Raw genomic sequence first — 26,002 nt, 5'->3', positions numbered from 1 at the left:
TTAGGCAGTGGCCGGTGCGTCGGACGCCGATTGCAGGCTCTCGGCGAAGATCTCGGCGGCGCGGGCGGCTGCCGCGGTCATGATGTCCAGGTTGCCGGAGTAATGGGGCAGGTAGTCGCCCAGGCCCTCTACCTCCAGGAAAGTGCTCACCCGCTGACCGTCGAAGGTGGGGCCATTCTTGATCCGGTAGCCCGGTACGTAGCGCTGCACCTCGGCCACCATCCGTTCGATGGACTCGGTGATGGCCTTGTGGTCCGGTTTGCCTTGCACCAGGCAGTGCACGGTGTCGCGCATGATCAATGGCGGCTCGGCGGGATTGAGGATGATGATGGCCTTGCCCTGTTTGGCGCCGCCCACCTGTTCGATGGCCCGCGAGGTGGTGCGGGTGAACTCATCGATGTTCTTGCGGGTGCCCGGCCCGGCGGACCGGGAGGAGATGGTGGCCACGATCTCGGCATAGTCCACCGGCTGTACCTGGCTGACCGCCGCGACGATGGGGACCGTCGCCTGGCCGCCGCAGGTCACCATGTTGACGTTGGTGGCGCCGTCGCCGATTCGGTCCTTGAGATTGACCGGCGGGACGCAGAAGGGCCCGATGGCGGCCGGGGTCAGGTCAATGACCATGACCCCTTTCTCCTGGAGCTTGCGGTCGTTCTCGGCATGTACGTAGGCGGAGGTGGCATCGAAGGCGATGCGCACGCCGTCCCCCTCAATGTGCGGCAGCAGGCCGTCCACGCCTTCGTGGGTGGTCTTCAGGCCGGCCGCACGGGCGCGGGCGAGACCGTCGGAGTCCGGATCGATGCCCACCATCCACGCGGGTTCCAGCACCGGGCTGCGTTGCAGTTTGGCCATCAGGTCGGTGCCGATGTTGCCGGAGCCGATAATGGCGCATTGGATCTTCATAAGCGGTTCCTCGGGGTTGCGGAATCAGGGGGTTAAACGAAGCGCAGGGAGACAGAGCCCAGCCCGCCGATGGCGACCCGCATGTTGTCGCCGGGGTGGGCATCCACCATTGCGGTCAGTGCCCCGGAGAGGATGACCTCGCCGGCCTTCAGCGGGATGCCGAGACGGCCCAGGGTGTTGGCCAGCCAGGTGACGCAGTTGACCGGCGAGCCCATCGCGGCGGCGCCGGCCCCGGTCTGCTCCACCGCGCCGTTGCGCTCCAGCACGAGGCCGCACAGGCTCAGGTCCAGGTCCCGGGGCGGGACGCCGGAATCGCCCAGGACCAGCAGCCCGCAGGAGGCGTTGTCGGCCACCGTGTCCTGGATGCGGATGCGCCAGTCCCGGATCCGGGAATCGACGATCTCGAAACAGGGCATGACCAGCTCGGTGGCCCTGAGGACATCGGCGTTGGTGATGCCGGGCCCCTCCAGATCGCGGCCCAGCAGAAAGGCGATCTCGCCCTCCGCCTTCGGCCGGATCATCTGCGAGACCGGCACCGCGCTGGACTGGCCGTACACCATGCCGTCCAGCAGGTGGCCGAAGTCCGGCTGGTGCACATTGAGCATGTCCTGCACCGCCTTGCTGGTGACACCAATCTTTTTGCCCACCACGCGCTGCCCCGCATCCAGCTGCCGCTGCACCATGCGCAGCTGGATCTGATAGGCATCGTCCAGCGTCAGCTCCGGCTCGCGCTCGGTGAGGGGCTCCACGGGCTCGCTGTTGACCAGGGCCTGGTGCAGCGCCTCGCCGTAGTGGTCGATCTTCTCTGCCTCCATCTGCTTCTCTCCTGCCTATCGGCAAATCAGCTGTTGACTTCGTATAGATTAAATATAAAACTTCAATTGACCGTCAATACATAGTTTCATCATAGCGGGTCAGCAAGGCAGCGTCCAATGCATCCATTGCCCCTGGCCCCAGACGCGACAGGCCATTGCCGCCGGCAGGACGACCGGTGGTGGGGGGCCGAAGAGTCCGGAGGAGATGATCATGAGTGCAAATGCGGAGACCGTGACGCAGGGGGTGCAAGGGGTTCACCGAGTGACCTTGCGCTTTGCCGATGACGTGGAACACCGGGTGGAGGTGGCGCCCGGCCAGTCGGTCCTGGCTGCGGCGCTGGCGCAGGGGGTGCCCCTGATCTCGCAGTGCGAAAGCGGAAGCTGCGGGACCTGCGTGGCCCGGGTCTGCGACGGCGATGTGCGTATGAACAGCAAAAAGCAGACGGCGCTGCTCTCCAGCGAGCGCGAAGAGGGTTACCGGCTCACCTGTCAGGCCTTTGCCGAGGCCGACAGCGTGTTGGAGCTGGACTATCCCAGCACGCTGGGCGAGCAGACCCCGGAGCAGTCCGAGGCCGAGATCACCGAGCTGGAGTGGCTGAGCAGCAATGTGGTGCGCCTGGCCCTGACCCTGCCGGAGGACCAGACCTTCGAGTTCTGGCCGGGGCAGTATGCCCGGTTGCGTATTCCGGGGACCGAGGACTGGCGTTCCTACTCCATGTCCAGCGCCCCCGGCGAGGCGCCGCGGGTGGAGTTCCTGATCCGCATCCTGGAGTCCGGTGCCATGTCCGATTACCTGCGGGAGCGAGCGGCGGTGGGGGATCACATCGAGGTGGAGGGGCCCCATGGCGCCTTCTACCTGCGTGAGCCCGAGGGCCCCCTGGTGATGGTGGCCGGAGGCACCGGCCTGGCACCCATGATGGCGATGCTGGACACCGTGCGGGTGCAGGGCAGCCGCGCCCCCAAGACCCTGCTCAGCTTTGGCTGCGCGACACCGGATAACCTGTTCCATGGTGACGAGCTGGAGCTGCGCTGCTTCTGGATGAGCAAGCTGGAGGTGCGGACCTCGGTCGACCAGGCCCCGGAGGGCTACGCCGGTCGCATCGGCACCCCGGTGGACGCCCTGCAGGCCGCGGACGTGGCCGCCCCGGGCACCACGGCCTACCTTTGCGGCCCGCCGCCCATGATCGAGGCCGCCCGCGCGCGCCTGATCGAGCTGGGCCTGCCGGCCGATCGCATCTTCGCAGAGCAATTTACCCCAAGCGCTGAGTAAGCCCGGCACCGTTCCGGGCCACACACCAAGGCAACGCCAGGAGAGAAGACCATGCAACTGAGCTATCTGGGTATCAACGTGGAGCGCCTCGACGCACAGTGGGAGGCCATCCTGTTCGATGTGCTGGGCCTTGAGGCCCGGCCGCGCGAGGAGGGGGCGCCGCTGCAGCTGCGCGTCGACGACCGCCACCACCGCATCACCCTCTATTCCACCGGCGAGAACAGCACCGCCTATGTCGGTTGGGAGGCCGACACCCAGGCGGAGTTCGACCAGGTTCTGCGCGGGCTGCGCGAACAGGGCGTGGCCTGCGAGGAGGCGGATGCCCGCCTGTGCGAGGAGCGCGCGGTGATGCGGATGGTCTATTTCGAGGGCCCCGACGGCGTCAGGACGGAACTGGCCTTTGGCGGCGTGGTCGACGGCCAGCCGTTCAAACCCAGTCGGGCGATCAGCGGTTTCAACACCGGCGAGCAGGGCCTGGGGCATATCCTGATGGCCAGTGCCGATCCTGCCGCGACAGTGCAGTGGTACCAGGACAAGCTGGGCTTCAGGGTCAGCGATTACATCCACTGGGACGAGGCCCGGGCCACCTTCCTGCACTGCAACCCGCGCCACCACAGCCTGGCGATCATGAACCCCTGCTTCGGGACCGGGGCCGGGGAGCTCAACCACCTCATGCTGCAGGCGCGCTCCATCGACGACGTGGGCCGGGGCTATGATGAGGTGCAGCGTCGGGGTATCCCGCTGGCGCTGACCCTGGGCAAGCACACCAACGACCATATGACCTCCTTCTACATGATGACCCCGGGCGGTTTCGCCATCGAATACGGCTACGGCGGCCGAACCATTGAGGACGAGGAGGACTGGGAGGTGCAGTTCTACAACGCGCCCAAGCTCTGGGGGCATAACCTGGGCAAGGCTCAGGACTGACCGGCTTACCCGCAGCAAGGCGCCCCGCGCCGGCGAGAGCCGGGCGGGGCGTCGGCGTTGGGGCGCCCGCACCGGTCTAGCGTGGGGCGGCCTCTGCCCCCTGTTCCAGGTTGGAGCGGATGGCGTGGAAGGGGTTGGTCCCGGCCGCGTGGTTAGTGACGTCCCGGATGCCCGTGAGCGCCGGGACGCGGGCCAGCAGCGTCTTCTCCACCAGTCCGGTGAGGGTCTGATCCACCACTGCACAGCCTTGACAGCCCCCGGCGAAGCGGATCAGGGCACGGCCCTGTTCGTCCACCCGCTCCACGGTCACGCTGCCGTCGTGGGCGGCGAGGTCAGGATTAATCTCCGTCTCCAGCACGTGCGTGATCCGCTCCTCCAGTGACTGCATGGCGTCGGGCTCGGGAAGCCGGGCGGCATTGGGGGCCTTCATGGTCAGCCGGCCGCCACGCCCGGCGTCCCGGTAGTCCACCACCACGCCCTCCAGATAGAAGGCCTGGGTGGGGCGGTAGTGCAGTTCAAAGCCCTCAAAGGCGAGGGTTGCCTCGTCCCCGCCCGGTGTGTCGGCGGAGCGGTAGCCGATGCCGCAGTGGGCCTCCCGGCTGCCCGGGTTGAGCACGTAGATGCGCAGCGATGCGCCGGAGCGGGCCGGGTCACTCAGGAGCTGGCGGAAGTGCGCCTGCGCCTCCGGACTGATCTGGATCGTTGGCCTCATGAAACATCCTCCTTCTCAGGTCGGGGTCACTGCGCGTCCGCCTCATTGAGGAACTGGCGGACCAGGCTGATGAAGCGCTGCTTTTGCTCGATCTGGGTCCAGTGCCCGCAACGGCCAAAGATGTGCAGTTGGGCCCGGTCGATCTTTCGGAACAGCTGCTCGGAGACAGCGACCGGCACCACCCGGTCCTCGCGGCCGTGCAGGATCAGGGTCTCGTGGTCGATGCCGGCGAGCTGCTCATCAGAGAACACGGTGGCATCGGCCCAACGCTGGCGGGGTGGCGGGAAGATGCGCTCGAACCGCTCCTGCACCCCGGGACGGATGGTGGCCCGGTAGCGGATATCGGCGATGTCGTCGGTCACCAGCGAGCGGTCGAAGGCCATGATGTCGAGAATGCGGCGCATGTTCTCGAACGACGGGGTATAGCCCCACAGCGCCTCCAGCTCCGGGCTGACGGTGAAGGGCTGGCCGCCGCTGCCCATCAGGACCATGCGCCGCACCCGCTCCGGGTGGTGCACTGCCAGGGCGATGGCCAGCGTGCCGCCGAAGGAATTGCCCACCAGGTCGGTGCGCTCGATCTCCAGGGCGTCGAGCAGTCGGACCATCTGGTCCACCCAGGTGTCCATGAAGCGGTACTCGATATCGTCGGGCACCTCGGTGTAGCCGAAACCGGCCAGATCCGGTGCCACCACCCGGCGTTCCTGGGACAACTCCGGGATCAGTCCCATCCAGTTGGCCCAGGCGGTCACGCCGGCCCCGGAGCCGTGCAGGAGCACGACCGGGTGGCCATCGCCCACGTCGTGGTAGTTGGTCTTGATGCCGTCGGCCTCGTGGAACAGGCCGATTTCGGGGTTCTGCGTCATCGTGCGCTCTCCTTCCTCCTGTTTAAGGGTCACCGCGCCACCGTCGTGGGTGGTTTTCGTTCGCGGTTGAGATAAAATTACTTGACAGTCTATTGAACGTCAATCAAAAACAAAGATAAGGTGGCCGGCAGGCGACATCGATGCGAGGCATCCGGAGGAGACATGCACAACACGAAAGACGGTATCTGGCTGAGCAGCGAGTGGCATGTGCGCTGCGGGGAGGAGCCGGCGTTCCTGTCGGCCTTCGAGGAATGGCGGCGGGCGGTGGAGCGCAGTGGCGAGGCGGAGGTCTGTGACTTGGTCCGGGAACGCTGCCGCTACCGGCTGCTCCTTCGGCTCAAAGGCGAGGAGAGCCTGGAGCGGTTGCGCCGCTCAGCGCTGTTTCAGCGCTGGGATGATCTGGCCGGTGCGGTGGCCATCCGCTGGGGCTGCTGGCAGCTCTGGTCGCCGTCGTTGGTCGACGGCATGCCCACCAAGGTCAGTACCACCGCGTCCACCTGTGGCCGCAGGCCGTCGGCGGCCGCGACCAGAGCAGAGCCCCCGCGTTACAAGATGGCCCTGTTGGTATGGCTGGCCCTGTTCCCACTGCTCTGGCTGATCTTCTCCCTGGCCGGCGGTTGGTTGATGGCGCTGCCGCTGCCCGTGCGCCTGCTGGTGGTGACCGGGGTGGTGGTGCCGGTGATGAGCTACCTGTTGCTCCCCCTGCTGACCCGGGCCTTTGCGGGGTGGCTGCAACCAAAATGCATCGAATATCGATAAAAAATCAATTGACAGACGATCCTGTCATGTACTAAACAGTAGGCACGGTCGGCGATAAGCGACCGCTGGCTAACACGAGACGCCCCCCAGAGGGCACCGCACTATCCGAGGAGGATGAAAAATGGCTGCCGATCCCAAGGTCATCAACGACAAGCTGGCCAAGCGCATGTACCAGCCCTACCTGGAAGCCGAGTGGGGTTTCATCAATCACTGGTACCCGGCCCTGTTCACCCACGAACTGGAGGAGGGTGATACCAAGGGCATCCAGATCTGTGGTGTGCCCATCGTTCTGCGTCGTTCCAAGGGCAAGGTCTACGCCCTGAAGGACCAGTGCATCCACCGTGGCGTGAAGCTTTCGGCCAAACCCATGTGCCTTACCGATGACACCATCACCTGCTGGTACCACGGCTTCACCTTCGACCTGGCCTCCGGCAAGCTGGTCTCCATCGTGGCCGCGCCCGATGACGAGATCATCGGCACCACCGGCGTTCAGACGTTTGCCGTCGAGGAGCACAGCGGCATGATCTTCGTGTTCGTCTGCGACGAGGACTGGGACGAGGACGTGCCCCCGCTGGCCGCGGACCTGCCGCTGCGTTATCCGGAGAACAACGAGCGTTTCCCGCACCCCTACTGGCCCGATACCCCCAGCGTGCTGGACGAGCACTCCGTTGCCCTCGGTATCCACCGCAAGGGGTACGCCAACTGGCGACTGGCGGCCGAGAACGGCTTTGATCCGGGCCACCTGCTGATCCACAAGGACAACGCCATCGTGCACGCCCGTGACTGGGCGCTGCCGTTGGGGGTGAAACCGGTCACCGACCAGGCCATCGCGCTGATCGAGGACGACAACGGCCCCAAGGGCTTCCTGAACCGGTACTACACGGACCACTACGAACCGATCCTGGAGAACGAAAAGCTGGGTGTGAAGGCGCAGGGCACCGTGCCCCGCTACTTCCGCACCTCCATGTACCTGCCCGGCGTGCTCATGGTGGAGAACTGGCCGGAGGACCATGTGGTGCAGTACGAGTGGTACGTGCCCATTACCGACGACACCTATGAGTACTGGGAGGTGCTGGTCAAGCACTGCAAGGACGAGCAGGAGCGCAAGGACTTCGAGTACCGCTTTGAGAACCTCTACAAGCCCATGTGCCTGCACGGCTTCAACGACTGCGACCTGTTCGCCCGCGACGCCATGCAAAACTTCTACGCCGATGGCACCGGCTGGAACGAGGAGCAGCTGGCCGACATGGACGCCTCGGTGGTGACCTGGCGCAAGATCGCCTCCCGTCACAACCGCGGTCTGGCCCGCAAGCCCAAGGGCGTGCCGGGCGTGCTCAAGGACCAGAGCTACCGGTTTGCCGAGGCCTCTGAAGGCGCCTTCGAGTAAGCCCTGCCGGCGGGCCGCCCCGCGTGGGCGGCCCGCCCCGAATGACCGCCCACGCGACGGAGGTGACGCGTAATGTCCTGGTCTTTGTTCCAACCCTGTATGGCCTCCCATCCGCTGCAGCGCCCCTCCCTGGGGCAGACGGACGGGCGGGGCGCGGGGGCCGGTGGCGTGGGCCTCTACAACTGGATGACCGCCGCCGCTGCGGTGGACGGTCTCCGCCGCCATGAGCTGACCTCCGCAGGCCTGGTCGAAGCCTGCCTGGAGCGAATCCAGCGCCGGGATGACGCGGTGCGGGCCTGGAGCTGTGTCGCGGCCGACCAGGCCCTGGCGGCGGCGCGGCAGGCCGACGAGGTGGGTGATGAGGCCGGGCCGCTGCGCGGGGTGCCGGTCGGCATCAAGGACATCATCGATACCGCTGATATGGCCACGGAGTACGGCAGCCCGCTCTATCGGGCCTACGTGCCGTTGCGTGCGGCGGAATGCGTCCGGCGGCTCCGTCGGGCCGGTGCCGTGATCCTGGGCAAGACGGTGACCACCGAGTTCGCCTTCTATGCCCCCGGACCGACCCGGAATCCGCACCACCCGGGGCACACCCCGGGCGGCTCGTCCAGCGGCTCAGCGGCCGCCGTTGCGGACGGTCAGGTGACCCTGGCCCTGGGCACCCAGACGGCCGGCTCGGTGATACGACCGGCGGCGTTCAACGGCGTGCTTGGCTACAAGCCCACGTTCGGGGCGATCCCGCGGGCGGGCGTCTATGAGTTTGCCCGCTCCCTCGACACCGTCGGTGTCTTTGCCCGTGGGCCGGAGGACTTGAGCCTGGCCCGCCAGGCGTTGAGCAGTGAGCCCGCAGTGCAGGCGTCGGCGCAGGTGCGCCCCCGCCGGATCGCCTACCTGCGCACGCCAATGTGGAGCCAGGGTGATTCCGATATGCACCGGGCGCTCGATGGCTTCGCCGACGCCCTGGCCGGCCTGGGCGTCGCGGTGGAGGAGCCGCAGCTCCCGACCGGCATGGAGGCATTGGTCGAGGCCCAGCGCATGATCATGGCCCGCGAGGGCAGCGAGGCGCTGGCCGAGGATTGGGCCCGCTGCGCCGACGGGTTCAGTTCGGTGCTGAGCGAGTTCCTTGCCTTCGGCCGGACCGTCAGCGACGACGACTATGCCCGCGCCTGTGCCCTGGGTGAGCACTGGGGGCAGGTGATCGATGGCCTGTTCGCCGACTACGACCTGATCCTCACCCCGGCCACGCCGGGCGAGGCACCGGAAGGGCTGGAGAGCACCGGCGACCCGCTCTTCAACCGCACCTGGACCCTGCTCGGCACACCGTGTGTCGCTCTGCCCATCGGACGGGGGGCGCGTGACTTGCCCCTGGCCGCGCAACTGGTCGGCCGCAAGGGCGGCGATGCCGCACTGCTGGCCGGCACCACCTGGATCTTCCGGGCGCTGGGCTTGACCGCCCTGCGGCCCGGGCACCGCTAAGCAGAGGAGCGGAAGATGGCATTCTCGGAGCAACAACAGCGCTGGTACGAGGCGGCCTGCGCCAGGATTGACAAGGAACGCCTGAAGCAGCGGACCCTGGAACTGACCCGCATCCACAGCCCCACCGGGGCGGAGGCAGCGGCCAGCCGGTACCTGGTGGAGCAGATGTCGGCCATGGGACTGGATGCCGAGTACCAGACCATCAGTGAGCAGAGCGGCAACGCCGTCGGCCGGTTGGCCGGCTCCGGTGAGGGTGCCCGTATGCTGCTTTACGCGCCGGTGGACACCCACCTGGAGGCGGACGAGTCGCGCGACGTGCCCTGGGTGGGGCCGGAGCTGCGCGATGACATGAAGACCGACGCCTACACCCAGGGCGATCTGGTGATCGGCCTCGGGGCTTCCAACCCCAAGTGCATGGTCACCACCCTCATGGAGGCGGTGCATGCCGTGCGCGAAGCCGGCGTGCCTCTCAAGGGCGAGGCGGTGCTCGCCTTCGCCGGCGGTGGCATGCCTCAGCTCGTGCCGGAACGCAACCACTTTGGCCTGAGCAGCGGCGTCAGCCAGATGCTGATGCGTGGGGTCACCGCCGATTTCGGCATTATCTTCAAGCCCTGGTGGGAGATCTACCACGACCATCCGGGCATGTGCTGGTTCAAGGTCTCGGTCCGGGGCACGCTGGGGTATTCCGGGATCCCGCGGGGCACGCCCGGTTTCCGCAGCTCCATCGTGCCGGCGGCGCGGGTGATCCTCGCCCTGGAGGACTGGCTGCCCCGTTACACCGAGCGCCATACCCGCGGTCAGATTGCCCCTGAGGGGTGGATCGCCGCGGTCCGCTCCGGTTGGCCGGAAAAGCCGGCCTTCCCCAGCGCCACCACGGAGATCTACCTGGATCTGCGCTGTAACCCCCACCAAACCACCGCCGAGGTGCAGGCGGAGTTCGACGCCGCCATGCGCGATATCCTCGCCCGCAACCCCGGGGTCGAGGCCGATTGGGAGATGTACGCCTCGGTGCCGGGTTCGCGGACCCCTGAGGACCATTGGGTGGTGCGCTCGGCCACCCGGGGCTGGGAGGCGCAGGAGGGCAGGCCCTACCCCGGTGCCCCGATGCTGGCCGGGCAGACCGATGCGGCCGCCATCAACAACCTGGGTATCCCGCTGGTCCGTATCGGCTATCCCTGGATCGGTGACGAGACCGTCCCGGAGGCCTTCGCCGAGGGGCTGGGCGGGATGGGGGTGTGTAACATCCAGGGCATGATCAAGCCCTGCCGGGCGTTGATCTACAGCATTATCGATAGTCTTACCCGTGAGCGGGAGGCGCTGGAGCTCTAACCGTCTGCCGCGGTGGCAATCCGGGATCAAGTCCTGGTCGGGAGGAGGGGAGACCTCCTTTTCGCCGGCGCAGCCGCACTGCGCCGGCGTTTTTTATTCGGCCCGCACGGCGAGCCGGTCCCCGGTGGTAGGGTCGCCGGGGGGCGGGCACCGTCGCGGCGTTCACGCGCGGCGGCGCAGCCCCTCTCTGCTTTCCAGGCGCGCCACCAGTTCTTGCGGGGGCAGGGGCGGGCTGCAGAGAAAGCCCTGCCAGCCATCGCAGCCGAGGTGGGTGAGAAAATCCAGTTGCGCCTGGGTCTCCACCCCCTCAGCCAGCACCCGCAGGCCGAGGTTGTGGGCCATGTAGACGATGGTCTGAGTCAGCTCGGCGTCGTTGCGGTCTTCCGGCAGGTCCTGTACGAAGCAGCGGTCCACCTTCAGCCAGTCGATGGCAAAGCGCTTGAGATAGGCCAGGGAGGAGTAACCGGTGCCGAAGTCGTCAATGGCCACTTGCACCCCCAGGCCCTTCAGCCCGGCCAACGTGCCGAGCGCACCCTCCGCCTGGGTCATCAGTGTGCTTTCGGTGATCTCCAGCACCAGCCGCCGGGGAGCGAGTCCGCTGCGCTCCAGGGCATGGCGGATCTTGGCGCACAGGCGCGGATCGCCGATCTGGTGGGCCGAGAGATTGACCGCAACATCCAGGGCCGGGAGGCCGTCCCGGTCCCAGGCCGCCACCTGAAGGCAAGCGCGCTCGAGCACCTGCTGGCCGAGCCGGTCAATCAACCCGGTCTCCTCTGCCACCGGGATGAAGCGGTCCGGCGGTATCAGGCCCTGCTCGGGGTCGCGCCAGCGCACCAGTGCCTCCACGCCGGTGAGTGCCCCGGTGGTGATGTCCAGCTGGGGCTGATAGAAGACCTCCAGGTGGTCCAGTTCCAGGGCGCGGCGCAAGCGGGTCTCGGTCTCCAGCCGTTCGCTGGCGGCGGCGGTGAGCGATTGGTTGTAGTAGCGGTAGGTGTTGCGACCTTCGGCCTTGGCCAGGTACATGGCGGCGTCGGCCTGGGTGATGAGCTCGGAGGCATCCTGCGCGTTGTCCGGAAAGAGGCTGATGCCGATGCTGCCGCCCACCTGCAGCGATCGCCAGCCCCCGACGGAGAAGGACTCGGCCACCAGCTCAAGCAGCTCCCGCGCCTGCTGGTCCACCAGTTCGAGATCGCTGATGCCGTCCAGCAGCACGATGAACTCATCCCCGCCTAGCCGGGCCACGGTGTTGGCCTCCACCTGGCTGCGCAGGCGTTCGGCAAGGATCCGCAGCAGGTCGTCGCCCACCGCGTGGCCCAGACTGTCGTTGATGTTCTTGAAGCGGTCCAGGTCCAGGAACAGCACCGCCACCCGTTGTCCGCTACCGGTGGCGCGGGCAACCGCCTGCTCCAGTCGGGTGGTGAGCAACAGCCGGTTGGGCAGATCGGTGAGCGGGTCGTGATTAGCCAAGTGGGTGAGCCGCGCCTGGTGCTGGCGCAGCTGCCGTTCGACCATCCGGCGCTGGTCCACCTCCACCGCCAGGCTGCGGTTGAGTCGGCGGTATTTGATGACGGCACCGGCCATGCCGCCGGTGACGATCAGCATCAGGGCCAGGACGATGGCCGGGTGCTGCTCCCAGACCACGCGCAGGTCCAGGCCGCCCCAGTGCTCGTAGGGCGGTTCACCCAGGCGTTGAAAGAGCTCGTGGACGCCCCCGTAGGAGAGGGGGGCCGACCAGCCGACATAACCACCGTCCCGGGCGGCCGGATGCCCGGACGGCATCTCCAACAGGGCGATGGTCACGGCCTGCGCGATCGCGTCCGGGGTGTGCGGGAGCCGGGAGAAGGGCCATTCCGGGTAAAGGTGGGTGGAGTGTTGGAGGGGGAAACCCGCCGTCCGGCGTGGCTCGAGCACCCGCACCGCGTCCAGGTCCAGGCGGCCCTCCCGGGCCATGCTCTCGAGTATCCCCGTGCGCACCATTCCCGCATCGCCCTCACCGGCCAGCACCGCCTCCACCACCTGGTCGTGGGGCATGCCGGTGAAGGTCACCCGGGCGAGATCCCGGGCCGGGTCGACCCCGACGTCCAGCAGGGCCTCCCGGCCCACGTGCCAGCCCCCCAGCGACCCCTCGCCGACGGCGTAGACGTGCCGGCCGGCCAGGTCGGAGAGGGTCTGGATGTCGTGCCGGTCGGCGCGGGTCAGGATGACCCCGCCGAAGACGCGCACCGGCTGCTGCTCTGCCTCGGCGATCATGGTGACCAGGCGGGTCAGTCCGTGCTCGGCCTCCATGCGCACATAGTGACCGGTGTTGGTGAGCACGAAGTCCACCGTCCCGTCGGCGATGGCGGCCTCCAGTTGGGGGTAGTTCATCGGCGCGACGCGGAAGCGGGCGTCGGGAATGGTCTCGGTGAGGTAATCGGCGGTGGCCTGCCAGCGGGCGAGCGTCTGTTCCGGTGCACGAAAGCCCAACGCCCCCAGGCGGTATTCCGTGCCGTCGGCCCCCGCGGGGGCGGCCCAGCCGAGGGTGGCGGGCAGCGTCAGCAGGGCGCTCAGGATGATCGGCAGGGCTTTCATCCCGTGCAGCCTATGCTTATTTAAAACGTATGTGAATTGGGGTAGCAGTATTAATGTGAACCGGTAGTCACAAGGGCCGGAACCGCTGCAGTTGATCCAGGCGGATAATGAAGGCCTCGCCCAGCCGGTTGCGGGCCACCAGGTACTCCGCCCCGTCCCGGGTGTGGAGGTCTTCGGGGATCAGGGTGTCGATGTGCTGGCCCTGCGGGGTACGCCAGGCCACCCGCAGGCGGCGCGCGTGCATGATGTGCAGTTCCAGCTCCGCGTACCGCTCGCAGGAGATGGGCCGGTAGTCGTCGTTATCCGGGCGGTCAGTCATCGTCTCGCCTCAATACCAGCTCGGCGAAGTGCCCTTCCGCGTCCAGGTGGAGCTGGAACTCGATGGGGCGGCAGCAGACTTCGCAATCCTCAATATAGACTTGATCTCCGCCGGACAGATCCACCACGGCGTGGTAATGACTGCCGCAATAGGGGCACTGGATGAACTGTTCCCGGGTTTCGGCCGTCATGTCGCCTCCCGCCGGCGGGACCGGCAGCGCGGGCTGGCGCGGGTCACAAGAACCGTTGCAGCAGGCCGTCCAGCAGTTGCCAGCCCCGTTGAGTGGGCCGGATGCGCCCCCCGTCATCGCTCAGCAGGCCGTCTGTCACCGCCTCGGCCACCCGGTCCTCAAACAGGGTGGTCGGGCGGCCGGTGTGTCGCCGCCAGTCGTCGCGGTGAAAGCCCTCTGCCAGACGCAGGGCGTTCATCATGAATTCAAGCACGATATCGCCGTTTTGCAGCCGCCGGAGTTCAGCGATCGCAGCCGGCGTGCCCGCCTGTGCCATATAGGTGCCCGGCATGCGCACCCGGGCCTCACGGCGGATCTCGTCCCGGGCCGGGTCGCTCAGCTTGCCGTGGGCCCCGGCGCCCAAGCCCAGGTAATCGCCGAAGCGCCAGTAATTGAGGTTGTGGCGGCAGGCCTCGCCCGGGTGCGCCCAGGCCGAGACCTCGTAACGGGTCAGTCCGGCGGCGGCCAGACGCTCACGGCATGCCGCCTCCAGCGCCAGCAGCCGGGCCTCGTCCGGCAGATCCGCCGGCGGGCGGCTGTGGAAGGGCGTGCCCGGCTCCAGGGTGAGCTGGTAGTGGGAGATGTGCTCCGGCGCCAGCGCCAGGGCGGCCTCCACGTCCGCCAGGGCCTGGGCCGTGGTCTGGCCGGGCAGGGCGTACATCAGGTCCAGGTTGATACGCCGGAAGCCAGCCCGTCGTGCCGCCCGCACCGCCCGGCGGGCCTCCTCCGGGCCATGAATGCGGCCCAGACGGCGCAGCGCGCCGGCATCGAAACTTTGCACCCCGATGGAAAGCCGGTTGACCCCGGCCGCCCGGTAGCCGTGGAACCGACCCTGCTCCACGGTGCCCGGATTCGCCTCGAGGGTGATCTCCGCATCGCCGGTCAGACCCAGGCGCCGGTCCAGCGCCTCCAGCAACCCGCCGATGGCCTCGGGCGGGAACAGACTGGGGGTGCCGCCGCCAATGAAGACCGTCTCCACGCGCCGGCCCTGGAGCGGCCCGGCGGCGCTGGCCAGGTCCGTCAGCACGGCGCGGGTGTAGCGCTCGTGGGGAATGGCGGGCAGGGTGCTGGCATCAGCGCGCCGGTCCGCGCGGGCCGGGGCGTGGCTGTTGAAATCGCAATAGGGGCATTTCTGCACGCACCAGGGCAGGTGCAGGTAGACCCCGAGCGGGGGCGGGGGGGTGCCGGCCTGCGGGTTCACCCTGACAGCCGGGCGGGCTCCGCCCTGAGGGCGGCCAGCAGCGCTTGCAGCGCACGCCCGCGGTGGGAGTGACGGTTCTTGGTACGGGCGTCCAGCTCCGCTGCCGAGCGGCCCAGCTCCCGGTCGAAAAAGAGCGGGTCATAGCCAAACCCGCCGTCGCCCCGCGGCTGGGTGAGGATGCGGCCCTCCCAAGTGCCGCTGACCACCAGCGGCATGGGGTCCTCGGCGTGGCGCAGCAGGGCGATGACGCAGCGGAAGCGGGCCGTCCGCTCCGCCTCCGGGACGCCGTCCAGCTCGCCCAGCAGGCGATCGTTGTTGGCCACGTCATCGCCGTGGCTGCCGGCATAGCGGGCCGAGTAGATGCCGGGCTCGCCATCGAGGAAATCCACCTCCAGCCCGGAGTCGTCGGCCAGCGCCGGCAGATCGGTATGCCGGCAGGCGTGACGGGCCTTGAGGATGGCGTTCTCGATGAAGCTCAGCCCGGTCTCCTCGGCGTCCGGCACGCAGTACTCCGACTGCGGGATGACCTGGATCCCCGTCTCCTTAAGTAACCCCTGTAGCTCCCGGACCTTCCCAGGGTTGCCGCTGGCTAGAACAATACGTTTCATGGCATCACGGTGGGTTGCTAAAGGGGGCACGCGCCGTCGTGCGGCCTAGGCCTCGAGCGCCTGGCGCTGCGTCTCGATCAATTGGGCCACGCCGAGCTCGGCCAGTTCCGTCATGGCGTTCAGCTCATCCCGGCGGAAGGCGTGTCCCTCCGCCGTGCCCTGCAGCTCGATGAAGCCGCCCGCCTCGTTCATGACCACGTTCATGTCCGTCTCCGCCTCGGAGTCCTCTGCATAGTCCAGGTCCAGCACCGGCGTGCCCTGGTAGATGCCCACCGAGACCGCCGCGACCTGGCCGAAGATCGGGCTGCGGCGAATCCGGCCTTCCTTGCGTAGCAGGTTGCAGGCATCCACCAGGGCCACGTACGCCCCGGTGATCGCCGCGGTGCGGGTGCCGCCGTCCGCCTGCAGCACATCGCAGTCCAGCACCACACGCCGCTCGCCCAGGGCCTCCAGGTCCACGGCCGCGCGCAACGCCCGTCCGATGAGGCGCTGAATCTCAATGGTACGGCCCTGCTGCTTGCCGCGGGCGGCCTCGCGGTCGTTACGGGTGCCGGTGGAGCGGGGCAGCATGCCGTATTCCGCGGTCACCCAGCCACGCCCCTGATTGCGCAGCCACGGCGGCACCCGCTCCTCCACGCTGGCGGTGCAAAGCACCCGGGTGTCACCGAACTCCACCAGTACCGAGCCTTCGGCGTGGCGGGTGTAGTGGCGGGTCAGGCGCACGGGGCGCAGCTCATCGGGCTTTCGACCACTGGGGCGCATGAATGACTCCCTGTTGCGGGTTTGCGATGGGGCGGAAGGTTAACACAGGCGAACCGGGCGCCGGGCTTGCCGGGAGCCACGACGCGACGCGGACCCACCCCCACCGCAAGGCGCGGCGCCGCCCCACCGTCACCGCGGGACGAACCTCGCCCCCACCGTCACTGCGAGGAGCGCAGCGACGCGGCAGTCCACCGCTATGGATCGCCACGGGCCTCCGGCCCTCGCGATGACGGGGGTGTTGCCCCCACCGTCACTGCGAGGAGGCGAAGCCGACGCGGCAGTCTACCGCCTGGATCGCCACGGGCCTCCGGCCCTCGCGATGATGGGCCCGCGCAGCGGGCGGTTACAACGACAAACAGCCGGCCTGTTAGAATGCCCGCTTTCCGAATCAACGACGGTGCCCGCCATGACCCGCAGCATGACCGCCTTCGACCGACAGCAGCACCAGGCCGAGTGGGGCCGCATCAGCTGGGAGCTGCGCTCGGTAAACCACCGCTACCTGGATGTGCAACCGCGCCTTCCCGAGGAGCTGCGCCACCTGGAGCCGGCCGTGCGCGAACGCATCGGGGCCCGCCTGGGCCGCGGCAAGGTGGAGTGCACCCTGCGGTTCAAACCCGCCGCCGACTACCGCGGCCGGTTGCTCATCGACGAGGCTTACGCCGACCAGGTGATCGAGGCCGCCCGCGCCCTGGGCCAGCGCGTGGGGGCCGATCCGGCCGCCACCGGCCTGGACCTGCTGCGTATCCCCGGGGTGCTGCAGGAGAGCGACCCCGACCTGGAGCCGGTGGCCAACGCCGCATTGGCGCTGCTCGATCACTGCCTGGACGGTTTCGAGGCCGCCCGCGAGCGCGAGGGTGAGCGCCTGGCGCGCATCCTGCGCGACCGCTCGGCCCGGCTCAGCGAGCTGGTGGACCAGGTCAGGGCGCAACGGGAACAGGTCAACGACCGGGTGCGGGAGAAGTTCCTCACCCGCCTGGAGAGCCTCGATGTGGAGGCGGACGAGGGGCGCCTGGAGCAGGAGCTGGCCATTATCGCCCAGAAGCTGGACGTGGACGAGGAACTGGAGCGGCTCCAGGCCCACTGCGCCGAACTGGAAGACGCCCTAAAGCGCCGCGAACCCATCGGCCGCCGGTTGGACTTCCTGATGCAGGAATTCAACCGCGAGGCCAACACCCTGTCCTCCAAGTCCAACGACACCGAGACCACCCGCGCCGCGGTTGAGATGAAGGTGCTGATTGAACAGATGCGGGAACAGGTCCAGAACATCGAATAACGCGCCCGGGCGCCACGGCGCAGGCGGTGCCGCCCCGTCACTGCAGGGCGCGGGCTCGTCTCCACCGCCACTGCGAGGAGCGGGCCTGCCCCCGCCGTCACTGCGGGAGCGGACCCATCCCCACCGTCACTGCGAGGAGCGCAGCGACGTGGCAGTCTACCGCCCTGGATCGCCACGGGCCTTCGGCCCTCGCGATGACCGGGGGTGCCCCGTTCCTCGTTGATTCGGGCCCGCGCAGCGGGGCGGGGGGCTCGCGATGACGCTGGGGGGTGGCCCCGCAAGCGGACTCTAATTGACTCTCGGAAGCAACAAAAGATCATTCACCATGCCAGGAACCCTCTACGTTGTGTCAGCCCCCTCCGGAGCGGGCAAGACCAGTCTGGTCAACGCCTTGGTCCGCCAGGACGAGGCCGTCAGCCTGTCCGTCTCTCACACCACCCGTCCCCCGCGCCCCGGTGAGGAGGACGGTGTGAACTACCATTTCGTGGACCGGGACCGTTTCCAGGCCCTGGTGGCGCAGGGTGATTTTCTGGAGCACGCGGAGGTCTTCGGCAACCACTACGGCACCTCGCGCAGTGCCGTGCAGGCCCTGCTCGATCAGGGCCAGGACGTGATTCTGGAGATCGACTGGCAGGGTGCCCGCCAGGTGCGTGAGCGCATGCCCGGGTGCCTCTCCGTCTTTATCCTGCCCCCCTCCCGCGAGGAACTGCGCCGCCGGCTCACTCAGCGTGGCCAGGACGAGCCCGAGGTCATTGACCGGCGCATGGCCGAGGCCGTCAGCGAGATGTCCCACTACGCCGAATACGACTACCTGCTGGTCAACGACGACTTCGACCGCACCCTGGCCGACCTCCAGGCCATCTTCACCGCCAACCGCCATCGCCTGGAACGGCAGGAGCCGCTGCTGGCCGAGACCCTCCGCGACCTGCTGGGGTAATGGGAAAGCGCGAGCCCGCCCCCACCGTCACTGCGAAGGGGCCCCCTCGTCACTGCGAGGAGGCGAAGCCGACGCGGCAGTCCACCGCCTGGATCGCCACGGGCCTTCGGCCCTCGCGATGACGGGGGAGGGGCCCCTCGTCACTGCGAGGAGGCGAAGCCGACGCGGCAGTCCACCGCCTGGATCGCCACGGGCCTTCGGCCCTCGCGATGACGGGGGAGGGGCCCCCTCGTCACTGCGAGGAGGCGAAGCCGACGTGGCAGTCCACCGCCTGGATCGCCACGGGCCTTCGGCCCTCGCGATGACGGGGGAGGGGCCCCCTCGTCACTGCGAGGAGGCGAAGCCGACGTGGCAGTCCACCGCCTGGATCGCCACGGGCCTGCGGCCCTCGCGACGACGGGGAAAGCCTTCGGCCCTCGCGACGACGGGGAGAAAGCCGTCGGCCCGCGCGGCGGGGAGTGGGGCAGGCAAGATCGGCGGGGTGACTCCCCCGTCACTGCCCCGGATTGGTGCGCTGCTCTGACTGGTTTGTCACGTTGCAGTGCAACGTCCTTTATGTCCCGACCGCAAGTCTATAGAATTGAACTAACAGACAACCCCTTGACTCACCTTTACCCGGAGGTTGGCCGATGGCCCGAGTTACCGTTGAGGACTGCCTCACCAATATGGACAACCGCTTCCAGCTAGTGCTGGTCGGGTCCAAGCGCGCCCGCCAACTGGCTAATGGCGCCGAGGCCCATGTGGATTGGGACAATGACAAGCCCACCGTCGTCGCCCTGCGCGAGATCGCCGACGGCCACGTTGGCCGCGAGATCCTCGAGGAGCAGCCCGAGCCCGTGTTGGATTTCGAGGCCGAGGCCAGCGCCCTGATGGAAGAGGAAGCGGCCAAGGGCAACGCCGACGCCGGCCAGGGCGAGGGTGACGCGCCAAAGACGCCCGGCCAGGACGGCTGAGGACGGCGCATGTATGGGTCGCGCCGAGGCCTTGTCCCCGCATGAACAGCGCCTGAGCCGCGAACCGGCCCGCCGGGCCAGCGAGCTGTGCTCCCTGCTGGAGACCTATCTAGAACCCAAACAGGTTCAGCAGGTCTACGAGGCCTATCGTTTCGGTGCCGAGGCCCATGCCGGCCAGCGTCGGCTGTCCGGCGAACCCTACATTACCCACCCGCTGGCAGTGGCGCGCATCCTCGCCGAGATGCGCATGGACGGCGACAGCATTGTCGCCGCCATCCTCCACGACGTCATCGAGGACACCCCCACCGCCAAGGAGCAGTTGCGCAGCCAGTTCGGCGACGACGTTGCCGAACTGGTGGACGGGGTATCCAAACTCACCCAGATCGACTTCAAGTCCAAGGCTGAGGCCCAGGCCGAGAACTTCCGCAAGATGGTGCTGGCCATGGCCCGGGACATCCGGGTCATCCTGATTAAACTGGCCGACCGACTGCACAACATGCGCACCATCTGGGTGATGGCGCCCCACAAGCGCCGCCGGATCGCCCGCGAGACCCTCGAGATCTACGCCCCCATCGCCCAGCGCCTGGGCATCAATACCGTCCGCGTCGAACTGGAGGACCTGGGCTTTGCCGCGCTCTACCCGCTGCGCTATCGGGTTCTCAAGGAGAAACTGCGTCGTCAGCGCGGTCACCGGGGCGAGATCATCGACAAGGTCTGCGAGGTCATCGAGGGCCGGATGGCCGAGGCGGCCATCCAGGGCCAGGTCTCCGGCCGGGAGAAGCACCTCTGGAGCATCTACCAGAAGATGCAGACCAAGGGGCTCAACTTCCGTGATGTCTTTGATGTCTACGGGTTCCGGGTATTGGTGGAATCGGTGGACGACTGTTACCGCATGCTCGGGGTCCTGCACGGCCTGTACAAACCCCGCCCCGGTCGCGTCAAAGACTACATCGCCATCCCCAAGGCCAACGGCTACCAATCCCTGCACACGACCCTGATCGGCCCTCATCGCATCCGCCTGGAGGTGCAGGTCCGCACCTGGGAGATGGATCAGGTGGCGGAATCGGGTATCGCCGCCCACTGGCTCTACAAGTCCGAGGGCAATGCCGGCAATACGGCCCAGGTGCGGGCACGGGAGTGGGTCAAAGGGTTGCTGGAGATCCAGGAGACGGCCGGTAACTCCCTGGAGTTCATCGAGAACGTCAAGATCGACCTGCTCCCGGACGAGATCTACGTCTTTACCCCCAAGGGCGAGATCATGGAACTGCCCAGCGGCGCCACCCCGGTGGATTTCGCCTATGCGGTGCACTCCGATGTCGGCAACGCCTGCATCGCCGCCAAGGTGGATCACCGCCTCACGCCGCTGCGCACCCCGCTGCAGACCGGCCAGATGGTGGAGGTCATCACCGCCCCTGTGGGCCGGCCCAACCCGGTGTGGCTGGATTTCGTGGTCACCGCCAAGGCCCGCGCCGCCATCCGTCATTCGCTCAAGAAGCTCAAGGACCACGAGGCCGAGGACTTGGGGCGGCGCATGCTTGACCGGGCCCTCAGCACCCTTTCCCTCGCGCTGGACGATCTGCCCGCGGACGATATCCGCGAGCGGGCCAGGGCGTTGGGCGAGCCCGACCTGCCCAGCCTTTTGCGCGCCGTCGGCCTCGGCCGTCGGGTGCCCTGGGTGGTGGCGCAGAAGCTGGCTGGCGTGGCTCAGGAGGTGACCGAGGAGGGGAAGGAACATCCGGCGCCGCACCAGGCCGACCGCCAGCAGCTCAGTATCCGCGGTACCGAGGGCACCGTCGTGACCTTTGGCAAGTGTTGCCGGCCCATCCCCGGAGACCCGATTGTCGGCTTCGCCAGCTCCGGGCGCGGGGTGGTGGTGCACCACCGCGATTGCCGCAACGTGGTCGCCTCGCGCAAGCAGGCCGACAAGTGGATCGACGTGCAGTGGGAGCCGGAGGTGGCGGGTGTCTTCCCCACGGTTATCGCGGTGGATGTGGTCAATGAGCGCGGTGTGCTCGCGACCCTGGCCAGCACCATTGCCGACGCCGAGGGCAACATCGACAACGTGGTCATCGATGAGCGCGATGCCATGATCTCCACCGTGCGTTTCACGCTCAGCGTGCGTGATCGCCGGCACCTGGCCAATATCATGCGCCGGTTGCGCGTGACCCGCCCGGTCCAGCGCATCACCCGGCGCCGGGGCAATTGAACGCCAAACCGAGAAAAGGACCTGCAATGGAACGCAAGACCATCCAGACCGACCGCGCACCCGCCGCCATCGGCCCCTATTCCCAGGCCATCCGCGCCGGGCGCACCGTCTACCTGTCCGGCCAGATCCCGCTGGTGCCGGAGACCATGCAATTGGTGGAGGGCGACATGGAGGCCCAGGTCCGCCGGGTCTTCGACAACCTCCAGGCGGTGGCCGAGGCCGCTGACGGCAAGCTGGCCGACGTGGTGAAGCTGAACATCTTCCTTACCGATCTGAGCCATTTCGGCCTGGTCAACGAGATCATGCAGGAGTACTTCGCCGAGCCCTATCCGGCCCGTGCCGCCATCGGCGTGGCCGAGCTCCCGAAGGGGGCCCAGGTGGAGATGGACGCAGTCCTGGTCCTGCCGTAATCCCTGACCAATGCCCAGGAGGGCGGCCGTGCCCGGTCTGCTCGGGGTCATCATCGCTGGGGCCGACTTTTGCGCACCGAGCAACGCAGCGAAAGAGCGGAAACAAGGCGCGCCTGTCCGAGCGAAGCGAGTTCGCGCCGCCGCTCTTTCGCGAGTAGCGCAGGGAACCCCGAAGGGGTGCGCAATCGGAGGCCCCAGCGATGATGACCCCGAGCAGACCGGGCACGGCCGCCCGCCCCGAGCCCCGGCCAACGGAATTCAGCCGTGAGTGAACCCCAGGCCCCCAGCAGCGCATCCGCCAGCGACCAGGACCCGGCCGGCCAGCCGATCACCGCGCTGCGCGGGGTCGGGCCGCAACTGGCCGAGCGCCTGGCCCGTCTGCACCTGGCGACCGTGCAGGACCTGCTGTTCCACCTGCCGCTGCGCTACGAGGACCGTGACACCGTCCGCCGGCTCGGCGCCCTGCGCCCGGGGGAGTCCGGCGTCGTCATCGGCCGGGTGGAGCATGCCGGTATCGCCGAGGGGCGGCGCAAACGGCTCATCGTGCAGATCAGCGACGGCACTGGCAGCGCCGATCTGGTGTTCTTCCACTTCCACCCGGGGCAGCGCCAGCAGATGCGCCCCGGCACCCCCATCCGCTGCTTCGGTGAACTGCGCCCCGGCCCCACCGGCCCGCAGATGGTGCACCCGGAGTACCGCCTGGGCCCCCGCGCCAGCGCCGGCGACGAGGGCCCGCACGGCCTCACCCCGGTCTATCCCACCACCCAGGGCCTGCACCAACAGACCCTGCGCAAGCTCATCGACCAGGCCCTGGCCCTGGCGCGGCACATGCCCGACTGGCTGCCCGCGGAACTGACCCGCGAGCTGGGGCTGCCCGCGCTGGCCGAGGCCCTGTACTACGTGCACAAGCCACCGGTGGATGCCGACACCGCACCGCTGGTCGAGGGCCGCCACCCCTGTGTCCAGCGGCTGGCGGTGGAAGAGCTGTTGGCCCACCACCTCTCCATGCGCCGGCTGCGCGCCCACCTGCAGGCCGCCGCCGACGCCCCCACCATCCACGGCGACGGCCGCCTCACCCGCCGGTTGTTGGACTCACTCCCCTTCGCGCTCACCGAGGCCCAGCGCCGGGTGGACCGGGAGCTGGCGGAGGACATGACCCGGTCGGTGCCCATGCTGCGCCTGGTCCAGGGTGACGTGGGTTCCGGCAAGACCGTGGTCGCGGCCCTGGCCGCCCTTCGGGCCGTGGAGGCCGGCTATCAAGCCGCCATCATGGCGCCCACCGAGCTGCTGGCGGAGCAGCACTGGCGCAGCTTCAACGAATGGCTGGCGCCGCTGGATATCCCCGTGGGCTGGGTGTCGGGGCGCGCTGCCGGGCGGCGGCGGGAGGCCATGCTGGCGGCGCTGGCGGCCGGGGACTACCCGGTGGTGGTGGGCACCCACGCCCTGTTCCAGGACGACGTGCGTTTCCAGGCCCTGGGGCTGGTCATCGTCGACGAGCAGCACCGCTTCGGTGTGCACCAGCGCCTGGCCCTGAAGGAGAAGGGCCACCGGGGGCGGAGCCAGCCCCACCAGATCATCATGACCGCCACCCCCATCCCGCGCACCCTGGCGATGACCGCCTACGCCGACCTGGACGTCTCGGTGATCGACCAACTGCCCCCGGGCCGCAAGCCGGTGAAGACCGTGGCCGTCTCGGAGACTCGGCGGGACGAGGTGGTGGCACGCATCGGCGCCGCGCTGGCCCAGGGCCGGCAGGCCTATTGGGTCTGCACCCTGATTGAGGACTCGGAGGTGCTGGAGGCCCAGGCCGCGGAGGAGACCTACGCCGCCCTGCAGGCGGCCCTCCCCGGGCACCGGGTGGGGTTGGTGCATGGGCGCATGAAACCGGCGGATAAGGACACGGTGATGGCGGACTTTGCCGCCGGCCGGATCGGGCTGTTGGTGGCCACCACGGTGATCGAGGTGGGGGTGAACGTGCCCAACGCCAGCCTGATGATCATCGAGAACGCCGAGCGGCTGGGGTTGGCGCAGTTGCACCAGCTGCGCGGCCGGGTGGGCCGGGGCGAGGCCGAAAGCAGTTGCGTGCTGATGTATCATGGCCCGTTGTCGCAGGCGGCGCGGGCGCGCCTGGAGGTGCTGCGCCGGAGCAACGACGGCTTCGAGATCGCCCGGCGGGATTTGGAGATCCGCGGCCCCGGCGAGTTGCTCGGCACCCGTCAGACCGGGGAACTGAGCTACCGGGTGGCGGATCTCAACCGGGATGCGGGCCTGTTGCCGCGGGTGCAGGTACTGGGCGACCGGCTGCAGCAGGCGCACCCGGAGCGGGTGGAGCCGCTGGTAAGGCGCTGGGTCGGGGCCTCCGAGCGCTATGGCCAGGTCTGATTGCCTCCCCCGTATGAGGACTGTTGTGGTCTGGCGGGGCGGAGCAGGGGCGGATGGTCGGTCAGGCCTCCGATTGCGCACCCCTTCGGGGTTCCCTGCGCTACTCGCGAAAGAGCGGCGGCGCGAACTCGCTTCGCTCGGACAGGCGCGCCTTTTTTCCGCTCTTTCGCTGCGTTGCTCGGTGCGCAAAAGTCGGCCTGACCGACCATCCGCCCCTGCTCCGCCCCGCCAGACCACAGCAGGCCCCGGTTGGATTGGATAGCTGGAGAATCGTTTGTACCGGAACAAAGAGGCAAGCTGGTGGCCGCGCCGCCACCCCTCGCGACGCAGGGTGCCGCGCGGGCTGGAGGCGTGGCTGGACGAACCCGGCTCGCTCACCGCGCGGCTGCGACGCAGCGTGCCCGGCGGGCTCGAGGTCACCGTGCTGGTGGAGCGCTGGGGCCGGCCCAGTATCGATGAGGCCCGGGCGGTGGAGCTGTCGGACGGGCGCCACGCCCGCATCCGCGAGGTGCTGCTCGGCAGCCGCGACCAGGCCTGGATCTACGCCCGCACCATCATGCCGCCGGAGGCGCTGGCCGGCGATGGCCGGCGCCTGGCGCGGCTGGGTCGCACGCCCCTGGGCGGGGCGCTGTTCCGCGGCCGCACCGTTGCCCGCGGGCCCCTCAGCATCGCCCGGCTTGGCCCCCGCGACCCGCTGGCGGCCCGGGTCCCCGGCGGCGGTGCCGGGTGCTGGGCCCGCCGCTCGCGCCTGTGGTATGGCAATGCCGGCCTGCTGGTGACCGAAGTCTTTCTGCCGCCCCTGCTGCAGAGCCTGGAGGATTGAGTGCCATGGAGATGACCGCCGACTACCTGCGCGACCGCGCCTGGCAGTACGCCCAGCTTACCCGCCTGAACCGGCCCATCGGCAACTTCCTGTTGCTCTGGCCCATGCTCTGGGGCTTGTGGATTGCCGCTAAAGGGCTGCCCGACCTCAAGGTACTGGTGGTGTTCGTACTGGGGGTGCTGATCATGCGCGCCGCCGGCTGCGTCATCAACGACTACGCCGACCGGGATTTCGACGGCCACGTCAAGCGCACCACCCACCGCCCCATGGCCAACGGCCGGGTCAGCGAGCGCGAGGCGCTGACCCTGTTCGTGGTGCTTTGCCTGGTGGCCTTCGGGCTGGTGCTGCTGATGAACCCGCTCACCATCGCGCTCTCACTGGTGGCCGTCGCCCTGGCCGCCACCTATCCCTTCATGAAGCGCTACACCCACTTCCCGCAGGTCCACCTGGGCGCGGCCTTCGGCTGGGCCATCCCCATGGCCTTCGCCGCCCAGACCGGTGCGGTGGCCCCGGTGGCCTGGCTGCTGTTCCTCTCCGCCGTGCTCTGGGCGACCATCTACGATACCCAGTACGCCATGGTGGACCGCGACGACGACCTGAAAATCGGGGTCAAATCCACGGCGGTGCTCTTCGGCCAGGCCGACCGGGCCATCATCGGCGTGCTGCAGGGGGTCATGCTCGCCGTGCTGGTGGCGGCCGGACTGGTGGTGGGCCTCGGTGCCTTCTGGTACCTGGGCCTGGCCGCCGCCGCCGCGCTGTTCGCCTACCAGCAGTGGCTGATCCGCGAGCGGCGCCGGGAGGACTGCTTCCGGGCCTTCCTCAACAACAACTGGCTGGGCGGCCTGATCTTCCTGGGCCTATTGCTGGACCTGCATCTGGGCGGCTGA

Annotated in this window: 24 protein-coding genes; 14 read left to right on the top strand and 10 right to left on the bottom strand. The window is 68.4% G+C overall.

Annotated features, from left to right (window positions below):
• Together MLG_RS12440 and dmpE are read right to left on the bottom strand one after the other, a co-directional pair.
• Entirely contained in the window at positions 1 to 903 is a 903-nt protein-coding gene (locus MLG_RS12440; RefSeq protein ID WP_011630194.1) for an acetaldehyde dehydrogenase (acetylating), read from the bottom strand.
• Between the two features lie 32 nt (positions 904 to 935).
• The gene (gene dmpE / locus MLG_RS12435) at positions 936 to 1,718 is read right to left on the bottom strand and encodes a 2-oxopent-4-enoate hydratase (protein ID WP_011630193.1); all 783 of its coding nucleotides are present in this window, start codon (positions 1,716 to 1,718) and stop codon (positions 936 to 938) included.
• 211 nt (positions 1,719 to 1,929) lie between these two features.
• Here dmpE and MLG_RS12430 point away from each other — a divergent pair, with 211 nt between their 5' ends.
• Together MLG_RS12430 and MLG_RS12425 are read left to right on the top strand one after the other, a co-directional pair.
• Positions 1,930 to 2,988: a ring-hydroxylating dioxygenase ferredoxin reductase family protein gene (locus MLG_RS12430; protein WP_011630192.1), complete on the top strand. Its 1,059-nt coding sequence runs from the start codon at positions 1,930 to 1,932 to the stop codon at positions 2,986 to 2,988.
• A 51-nt stretch (positions 2,989 to 3,039) separates the two neighbouring features.
• The gene (locus MLG_RS12425) at positions 3,040 to 3,915 is read left to right on the top strand and encodes a VOC family protein (protein WP_011630191.1); all 876 of its coding nucleotides are present in this window, start codon (positions 3,040 to 3,042) and stop codon (positions 3,913 to 3,915) included.
• Between the two features lie 76 nt (positions 3,916 to 3,991).
• On the opposite strand, the gene MLG_RS12420 is transcribed toward MLG_RS12425, so the two are convergent.
• Together MLG_RS12420 and MLG_RS12415 are read right to left on the bottom strand one after the other, a co-directional pair.
• A complete protein-coding gene (locus MLG_RS12420; RefSeq protein ID WP_011630190.1) occupies positions 3,992 to 4,627 on the bottom strand; it encodes a NifU family protein in 636 nt (211 codons plus the stop codon).
• Between the two features lie 26 nt (positions 4,628 to 4,653).
• Entirely contained in the window at positions 4,654 to 5,490 is an 837-nt protein-coding gene (locus tag MLG_RS12415) for an alpha/beta fold hydrolase (RefSeq protein ID WP_011630189.1), read from the bottom strand.
• Between the two features lie 162 nt (positions 5,491 to 5,652).
• Between MLG_RS12415 and MLG_RS14935 the strand changes: the two genes are divergently transcribed.
• From MLG_RS14935 to MLG_RS12395, 4 genes are all read left to right on the top strand, one after another.
• A complete protein-coding gene (locus MLG_RS14935; RefSeq protein WP_011630188.1) occupies positions 5,653 to 6,249 on the top strand; it encodes a hypothetical protein in 597 nt (198 codons plus the stop codon).
• 121 nt (positions 6,250 to 6,370) lie between these two features.
• Positions 6,371 to 7,636, top strand: coding sequence for a Rieske 2Fe-2S domain-containing protein (locus MLG_RS12405; RefSeq protein WP_011630187.1), 1,266 nt, complete (start codon positions 6,371 to 6,373; stop codon positions 7,634 to 7,636).
• A gap of 72 nt (positions 7,637 to 7,708) precedes the next feature.
• The gene (locus MLG_RS12400) at positions 7,709 to 9,112 is read left to right on the top strand and encodes an amidase (protein ID WP_011630186.1); all 1,404 of its coding nucleotides are present in this window, start codon (positions 7,709 to 7,711) and stop codon (positions 9,110 to 9,112) included.
• 15 nt (positions 9,113 to 9,127) lie between these two features.
• The gene (locus MLG_RS12395) at positions 9,128 to 10,441 is read left to right on the top strand and encodes a M20 family metallopeptidase (protein ID WP_011630185.1); all 1,314 of its coding nucleotides are present in this window, start codon (positions 9,128 to 9,130) and stop codon (positions 10,439 to 10,441) included.
• A gap of 162 nt (positions 10,442 to 10,603) precedes the next feature.
• On the opposite strand, the gene MLG_RS12390 is transcribed toward MLG_RS12395, so the two are convergent.
• The 6 genes from MLG_RS12390 to rph form a co-directional block, all read right to left on the bottom strand.
• Entirely contained in the window at positions 10,604 to 13,012 is a 2,409-nt protein-coding gene (locus MLG_RS12390; RefSeq protein ID WP_011630184.1) for an EAL domain-containing protein, read from the bottom strand.
• Positions 13,013 to 13,079: 67 nt separating this feature from the next.
• Positions 13,080 to 13,331: a transcriptional antiterminator, Rof gene (locus MLG_RS12385; RefSeq protein WP_011630183.1), complete on the bottom strand. Its 252-nt coding sequence runs from the start codon at positions 13,329 to 13,331 to the stop codon at positions 13,080 to 13,082.
• Positions 13,324 to 13,521: a CPXCG motif-containing cysteine-rich protein gene (locus tag MLG_RS12380; RefSeq protein ID WP_011630182.1), complete on the bottom strand. Its 198-nt coding sequence runs from the start codon at positions 13,519 to 13,521 to the stop codon at positions 13,324 to 13,326. Before MLG_RS12380 ends, MLG_RS12385 begins: the two co-directional genes overlap by 8 nt.
• 43 nt (positions 13,522 to 13,564) lie before the next feature.
• Positions 13,565 to 14,761 carry a radical SAM family heme chaperone HemW gene (gene hemW / locus MLG_RS12375; protein ID WP_011630181.1) on the bottom strand — a complete coding sequence of 399 codons (1,197 nt, stop codon included), beginning with the start codon at positions 14,759 to 14,761 and terminating at the stop codon, positions 13,565 to 13,567.
• Positions 14,758 to 15,369 (bottom strand): RdgB/HAM1 family non-canonical purine NTP pyrophosphatase, encoded by a 612-nt coding sequence (gene rdgB, locus MLG_RS12370; RefSeq protein WP_011630180.1) that lies wholly within the window; start codon positions 15,367 to 15,369, stop codon positions 14,758 to 14,760. The genes hemW and rdgB overlap by 4 nt, the downstream gene beginning before the upstream one ends.
• Before the next feature lie 45 nt (positions 15,370 to 15,414).
• On the bottom strand, positions 15,415 to 16,131 hold the full coding sequence (gene rph, locus MLG_RS12365) for a ribonuclease PH (protein WP_011630179.1): 717 nt from the start codon (positions 16,129 to 16,131) through the stop codon (positions 15,415 to 15,417).
• A gap of 406 nt (positions 16,132 to 16,537) precedes the next feature.
• Between rph and MLG_RS12360 the strand changes: the two genes are divergently transcribed.
• From MLG_RS12360 to ubiA, 8 genes are all read left to right on the top strand, one after another.
• A complete protein-coding gene (locus tag MLG_RS12360) occupies positions 16,538 to 17,404 on the top strand; it encodes a YicC/YloC family endoribonuclease (RefSeq protein WP_011630178.1) in 867 nt (288 codons plus the stop codon).
• 325 nt (positions 17,405 to 17,729) lie between these two features.
• Positions 17,730 to 18,341: a guanylate kinase gene (gene gmk / locus MLG_RS12355; protein WP_011630177.1), complete on the top strand. Its 612-nt coding sequence runs from the start codon at positions 17,730 to 17,732 to the stop codon at positions 18,339 to 18,341.
• A 629-nt stretch (positions 18,342 to 18,970) separates the two neighbouring features.
• Positions 18,971 to 19,294, top strand: a complete 324-nt coding sequence (gene rpoZ / locus MLG_RS12350; protein ID WP_011630176.1) for a DNA-directed RNA polymerase subunit omega — start codon at positions 18,971 to 18,973, stop codon at positions 19,292 to 19,294.
• Between the two features lie 13 nt (positions 19,295 to 19,307).
• Complete coding sequence (gene spoT, locus MLG_RS12345; RefSeq protein WP_011630175.1) at positions 19,308 to 21,500, top strand: bifunctional GTP diphosphokinase/guanosine-3',5'-bis pyrophosphate 3'-pyrophosphohydrolase; 2,193 nt, start codon at positions 19,308 to 19,310, stop codon at positions 21,498 to 21,500.
• Between the two features lie 26 nt (positions 21,501 to 21,526).
• Positions 21,527 to 21,910 carry a RidA family protein gene (locus tag MLG_RS12340; RefSeq protein WP_011630174.1) on the top strand — a complete coding sequence of 128 codons (384 nt, stop codon included), beginning with the start codon at positions 21,527 to 21,529 and terminating at the stop codon, positions 21,908 to 21,910.
• A 264-nt stretch (positions 21,911 to 22,174) separates the two neighbouring features.
• Complete coding sequence (recG, locus tag MLG_RS12335) at positions 22,175 to 24,292, top strand: ATP-dependent DNA helicase RecG (protein WP_011630173.1); 2,118 nt, start codon at positions 22,175 to 22,177, stop codon at positions 24,290 to 24,292.
• A 274-nt stretch (positions 24,293 to 24,566) separates the two neighbouring features.
• Positions 24,567 to 25,115, top strand: a complete 549-nt coding sequence (locus MLG_RS12330; protein WP_011630172.1) for a chorismate--pyruvate lyase family protein — start codon at positions 24,567 to 24,569, stop codon at positions 25,113 to 25,115.
• 5 nt (positions 25,116 to 25,120) lie between these two features.
• Complete coding sequence (ubiA, locus tag MLG_RS12325) at positions 25,121 to 26,002, top strand: 4-hydroxybenzoate octaprenyltransferase (protein WP_011630171.1); 882 nt, start codon at positions 25,121 to 25,123, stop codon at positions 26,000 to 26,002.

Source organism: Alkalilimnicola ehrlichii MLHE-1 (assembly GCF_000014785.1).
GTDB classification, from domain to species: domain Bacteria; phylum Pseudomonadota; class Gammaproteobacteria; order Nitrococcales; family Halorhodospiraceae; genus Alkalilimnicola; species Alkalilimnicola ehrlichii.
The sequence above is the reverse complement of the archived record's forward strand: the minus strand, read 5'-3'. Positions and strand labels throughout refer to the sequence as shown.